Below are 5,471 nucleotides of genomic sequence, written 5' to 3'. Positions count from 1 at the left end.
CGTCTTCTCCTGTATCAAGAGCAGTTCAACACCGCATGCCCCGTCTGTTTTGCGGGCGGGGTTCCAGCGGCAGTCGCACCTGCGCGCGATTGCGATTGCGCCCGGAGGCGCAACTCATGCGCGGCGCGTAGTTTAACGGTTGCACCGCCAAAAGGCGCCAGAAATCTTCTGCCACTACAAAAAAAACAGCAACTTAGCAAGCTTTGTAAGACTTTGTTTCGACCCCGACCCAAAAATATATGGAGATTCCCTGGGTCCTAGTTGACCTTCAACTCAATAAGCCGTATAAAGTTCGGGCAGGATTTCAAGCGGCGAGTGTGAATAGGTCTTTCGTAGTTCGCCCATCAACGGTACTCCGGTTGGTCCCATACCCCTTCCTTGATTTTCGTGCACCTCTTTGTTGTGGCTTCGGCCTTCATTCATTTTTAGGAAAGTAATATGGAAACCGGTACCGTCAAGTGGTTCAATGACGCTAAGGGCTTTGGCTTCATCACGCCGGACGGCGGTGGCGAAGATCTGTTCGCTCACTTCTCGGAAATCAAGATCGACGGCTTCAAGACGCTGCAAGAGAACCAAAAGGTTCAATTCGAAGTGCGTACGGGCCCGAAGGGCAAGCAAGCTGCCAACATCAAGCCGGTCTAAGTCACCGTCTTTGACCGTCAGGATTTACCTCTGGTCCTGACTGGCAAGCTTACAGAAAAACCCCACTCTTCAACTTGAAAGTGGGGTTTTTTGTCGCCCACGGTTTTTACTGTCTCCCCAACTCCCCTGCCCGATACTGATACCGCGCGCGCCGTTCAGCCGAATAGCCGCTGCGCGTGAATACCCAGCCCCGTCGCCACGCTGGCGAGCCGGTCGCCGAACACCGCTTGCGCCTGCGGAAATGCTTCGGCGAGCGCCTGGGTCAGGAACAGCAAACCCGTCGAGCCGCCCGTGAAGTACAGCGCGTTCACCGCGCTCGGGGCCACGCCCGCTGCCTGCACCGTGTCGCGTGCGGCCTGGACGATGCGGCGCGTTTCCTCGCGGCCCGCCTCAACCAGTTGCGCGTCGTCAAACGCCAGGCGCAGATCGGTTTCCACCTGCTCCAGATCGATCATGGTCTGGCCGCCCGCCGACACGCCGATCTTCGCTTCTTCCGCGCGCGCCGCCAGCGCATGCCCAAGACGCCACTCGACCACCCGCATCAGGCGGTCGTGTTGCGCGGTGTTGGTATACAGATGGCGCATCAGCTTGAGTTCGGTCGCGCGTTTCGGCGTATAGATCGTGTTGATCAGGTGCCAGGTCGCGAGGTCGAAATACACGCGGTTCGGCAACTCGCGGCCTTCCGGATCGAGCGCCTGATAACCGAGTTCGCGCAGGATCGTCGCCAGTTCCACGCGGCGGTCGAAGTCCGTGCCGGCCACGTGCACGCCGTGGTGCGCGAGCACGTCATCCTTGCGCTCCAGACGTGACATGCGCTGCGGCCCGACGCGCACGAGCGAAAAGTCCGAGGTACCGCCGCCAATGTCGGCGACCAGCACGAGGCCCTCTTCCGTCAGACGCGATTCGTAGTCGAATGCCGCCGCGATCGGCTCGTACTGGAAGTGAATATCCTTGAAACCCACCGTGCGCGCCGCCGCTTCGAGCTGATCCTGGGCGAGCTGGTCGGCACGCGGATCTTCGTCGACGAAGAACACCGGGCGGCCCAGCACCGCGCGCGAGATCGGCGCACCCGAGCAACGCTCGGCGCTGCGCTTGAGGTGGTCGAGGAAGATCGCAATGATTTCCGTGTAGCGCATCGCGCTGCCATCGCCGAGATCGGTCGTGCTCTCCGCTAGCGGCGAACCGAGGATGCTCTTCATCGAGCGCATCAGACGGCCATCGAAGCCGTCGATATAGGCGGCAAGCGCCGCGCGGCCGAATTCCCGCGTGTGCTCATCGGTGTTGAAGAACACCGAAGTCGGCAGCGTGGTGTGGGCGCCTTCCACGGGCGCCAGCCGCATGGCGTCGCCGGGTGCGGCGCCAGGCAGCGCCACGGCCGAATTGGAAGTACCGAAGTCGATCGCGCAAAACGGGGTCATGGCAATGACGCACGGCACAAGGCACGCGCGATGAGGAAAGGCTGGGAGGACCGGCTTTGTATCACGAAAGCGCGGCGCGGGGCAACCGCAGGGCCTTGATGCGGCCCCGTAAGACGAAACGCGCGGACGATGCCGCGCGTTTGCGTTCTGCCACGATCAAGCCACGATCACACCACATTCAGGCTGGGCTGAATAGGTCGCTTAGCCCTTGAACGGCTGCTTCCAGGCATTCGCGTAAGCAATCTCGCCCACCGCCGAGCGCGTGCGCTCCGCCTTTTCGCGATCGCGCAGCACGGGCTCTAGCTTTTCCGCATCGCCATAATGGCCGATCGAAATAATCGCGAGCGGTTCCACGTCGTTCGGCAGACCGAATTCCTTGCGGAAGGCGTTCACGTCGAAGCCGCTCATCTGGTGTGCGGCCAGACCCAGCGCGTGCGCCTGCAGCACCAGCGACATGGCCGCCGCGCCGGCGTCGTACTGTGCCGTGCGGTTGACTTCGCCCTTGGCGTTGAGCGTCTGCGCGGTCACGGCGACCAGGATCGGCGCGGGTGCATTCCACTGCTGGTTGAACGGCACGAGCGTACCAAAGGCGCGCTTGAACGCGGCTTCGTCTGCCGTGCGGTCGAAAACGATGAAGCGCCACGGCTGCAGGTTATATCCCGACGGCGCCCAGCGTGCCGCCTCGATGACCGCATGCAGCGCTTCGCGCGACACCGGCTCGTTCGAGTAGGCGCGCGGGCTCCAGCGGCCGGCGATCAATTCGTGGATGGGCACGGCTGTCGGTGCGGGTTTGTGCTTCGTCATGCCTTGTCTGTCCTTGAGGATAGCGGGCGCTCGCCCGGGGCCATCAGCATACCCGCGCTGCACAAAACGCGCTCAAGCGCCGAATATCATGCGAGCGCCGCAGTGCCCGCGATCCCCAGATTCAGGCGGCCTGAACGCCCATCGCGCGGGCGCCGCGATTGATGCGAAGCACCAGAAACGACGCGATCAGACACAGGCCGCCCGAGATCATCGACGCCACCGTATAGGTGCCGAGACTGGAACGCAGCAACCCCGCGCCGAAGGCCGCGAACGCCGCCCCAAGCTGATGCCCCGCCACCACCCAACCGAAGATGATGGGCGCGCGCTCCTTGCCGAACACGTCGGTGGCCAGACGCACCGTCGGCGGCACGGTCGCGATCCAGTCGAGTCCGTAGAACACCGCAAAGATCGGCAGGCCGAAAAAGTCGATGCCGAACGCGTGCGGCAGATAGATCAGCGACAGCCCGCGCAGCCCGTAATACCAGAACAGCAGCACGCGACTGTTGAAACGGTCGGAAAGCCAGCCCGACAGCGTCGTGCCGAACAAATCGAAGATGCCCATGGTCGCGAGCAGCGACGCGCCCTGCACTTCCGTCATGCCGTAGTCGCCGCACATGGCGATCAGGTGCGTGCCCACGTAACCGTTGGTGCTCGCGCCGCAAATGAAGAAACTGAAGAACAGCAGCCAGAAATCGCGCGTACGGCTGGCCGACGCAAGCGCGCCAAAGGCCAGAGTAAGCGGATTCTGCTGCGGCGCCGGCGGGACGATGGGCGCGTCGTGCGCCTCGCCGAACGGACGCAGTTCCACATTGGCCGGGCGCTCCGGCAGCAGGAACGCGACGAGCGGCAGCACCACGGCGGCGGCAATCGCCACCACCAGCACGACCATTTGCCAGCCGTGTTTTTCGGCGATGGCCGCGAGGAACGGCAGGAACACGAGCTGGCCGGTCGCCGAGCTTGCGGTCAGGATGCCCATCGCGAGGCCGCGATGGGTGGTGAACCAGCGCGTGACGATGGTGGCCGAAAGCGACAGCGCCGCGACACCCGTGGCGCCCCCCACCATCACGCCCCAGATCAGGATCATCTGCCACGGATGCGTCATCAGCGACGAGAGCGCAACGCCTGCCGCCATCGTAGCGAGCGCCGCGAGCAGCGTGGGCCGCACGCCAAAGCGCTGCATCGCCGCCGCCGCGAACGGCCCCATCAGGCCATAGAGTGCGATGTTGACCGAAATCGCCAGCGAGATCGTGGCGCGGCTCCAGCCGAACTGATGTTCGAGCGGCACCATCATCACGCTCGGCGTCGCGCGCGTGCCGGCCGCCGCCAGCAACACCAGAAACACCACCGCCACCACGAGCCACCCATAGTGGAATCGCCCGCCGACCCTTCTCGCTGCCCAGTTCATCCGTGCTCCTTGTTCATGCCGCGCCGGGCTTTTATCTGCTGCTGCCCGCTGTCGAAACCGTTGTCCAAACCGCTGTTCAACCGATCCCGGTGCATATCCGCCAACGCCAGATTGTTACCGGTCGGTCACAAGTGTGTTGCGATAGTAGTTACCGCTCGGTAACATGTCAAGCGTAACCCTGATGACGAGATGCCCACCATGACCAAGCGCTCCGACGCCGTCCAACCCGTCCCACCCAGCCCTCGCGCCGCCGCCACGCGTACCCAGACGGCCGGCCCGCGCGCGCAGGAGCAACTGCTGCGCGCCGCCGACGAACTGTTTTATCAGGAGGGTGTGCGGGCGGTGGGCGTGGAAGCCGTGGTCGAGCGCGCGGGCGTGAACAAGATGAGCCTGTACCGGCAATTCTCGTCCAAGGACGATCTGGTGGTCGCTTATTTGAAGCGCTGCGACGCCCGCTTCTTCGAGCGTTTTGAGGCCAGCGTCGCCAAACATCCCGGCGACGCCGCGCGGCAAATGCTGCAATGTTTCGAGGATCTGGCGAAGCGCGCGTCTGCGCCCGAGTATCGCGGCTGCCCGTTCGTGAACGTCGCGGCCGAGTTTCCCGACGTCGAACATCCGGCGCGCCGCAGCGTCATCGACAACAAAACCCGGCTGATGGCGCGCATCACCGAACTCGCGCGCGCGGCCAACGCCCGCGACCCCGCTGCGCTTGCCGATGAACTGGGTTTGCTGGTCGAAGGCGTCTACGCCGCGAGCCAGACCTACGGCCCCGGCTGCGGGCCGATTCTCGCCGCGCCGCACATGGCGAAAATTCTGATCGAGGCGGCGTGCGGCAAGACGATCGATCTTCAGGCGCCACGCCACGAGTAGAATCGCGGCCATGAACGACACTGCTTCCTCCGCTGCGGGCAACACGCCCGACCACGCCGACATAGTCGACGCCACGCGCCACTGGCTCACGCGCGCCGTGATCGGCCTGAACCTGTGCCCGTTTGCGAAGAGCGTCCATGTGAAGGGCCAGATTCGCTACGCGATCAGCGAAGCGACCGATCTGGAAGGCGTGCTAGCCGATCTGGAAACGGAACTGCGCACGCTCGCGGATACTGACCCGCTTGAAATCGACACGACGCTGCTGATCCTGCCTTACGCGCTGGCCGATTTTCTCGAATACAACGACGCGCTGCATTTCGCCGATCTGCTGC

Annotated in this window: 6 protein-coding genes; 3 read left to right on the top strand and 3 right to left on the bottom strand. The window is 63.7% G+C overall.

What is annotated here, in order from left to right:
- Positions 1-438 precede the first annotated feature (438 nt).
- Entirely contained in the window at positions 439-642 is a 204-nt protein-coding gene (locus tag VG320_RS07600) for a cold-shock protein (protein ID WP_027819263.1), read from the top strand.
- Positions 643-797: 155 nt separating this feature from the next.
- On the opposite strand, the gene VG320_RS07595 is transcribed toward VG320_RS07600, so the two are convergent.
- The 3 genes from VG320_RS07595 to VG320_RS07585 form a co-directional block, all read right to left on the bottom strand.
- Entirely contained in the window at positions 798-2,060 is a 1,263-nt protein-coding gene (locus tag VG320_RS07595) for an Hsp70 family protein (RefSeq protein WP_327199519.1), read from the bottom strand.
- A 201-nt stretch (positions 2,061-2,261) separates the two neighbouring features.
- Positions 2,262-2,864, bottom strand: a complete 603-nt coding sequence (locus tag VG320_RS07590) for a nitroreductase family protein (RefSeq protein ID WP_327199517.1) — start codon at positions 2,862-2,864, stop codon at positions 2,262-2,264.
- A 121-nt stretch (positions 2,865-2,985) separates the two neighbouring features.
- Positions 2,986-4,269 (bottom strand): MFS transporter, encoded by a 1,284-nt coding sequence (locus tag VG320_RS07585; RefSeq protein WP_327199516.1) that lies wholly within the window; start codon positions 4,267-4,269, stop codon positions 2,986-2,988.
- 198 nt (positions 4,270-4,467) lie between these two features.
- Between VG320_RS07585 and VG320_RS07580 the strand changes: the two genes are divergently transcribed.
- Entirely contained in the window at positions 4,468-5,139 is a 672-nt protein-coding gene (locus VG320_RS07580) for a TetR/AcrR family transcriptional regulator (protein ID WP_327199515.1), read from the top strand.
- A 10-nt stretch (positions 5,140-5,149) separates the two neighbouring features.
- On the top strand, positions 5,150-5,471 hold a 322-nt coding region (locus VG320_RS07575; RefSeq protein WP_327199514.1), incomplete at its 3' end, for a DUF1415 family protein.

The sequence above is a fragment of the Paraburkholderia sp. genome (assembly GCF_035948235.1).
GTDB lineage: Bacteria > Pseudomonadota > Gammaproteobacteria > Burkholderiales > Burkholderiaceae > Paraburkholderia.
This window is presented reverse-complemented; position numbering and strand designations above follow the sequence as displayed.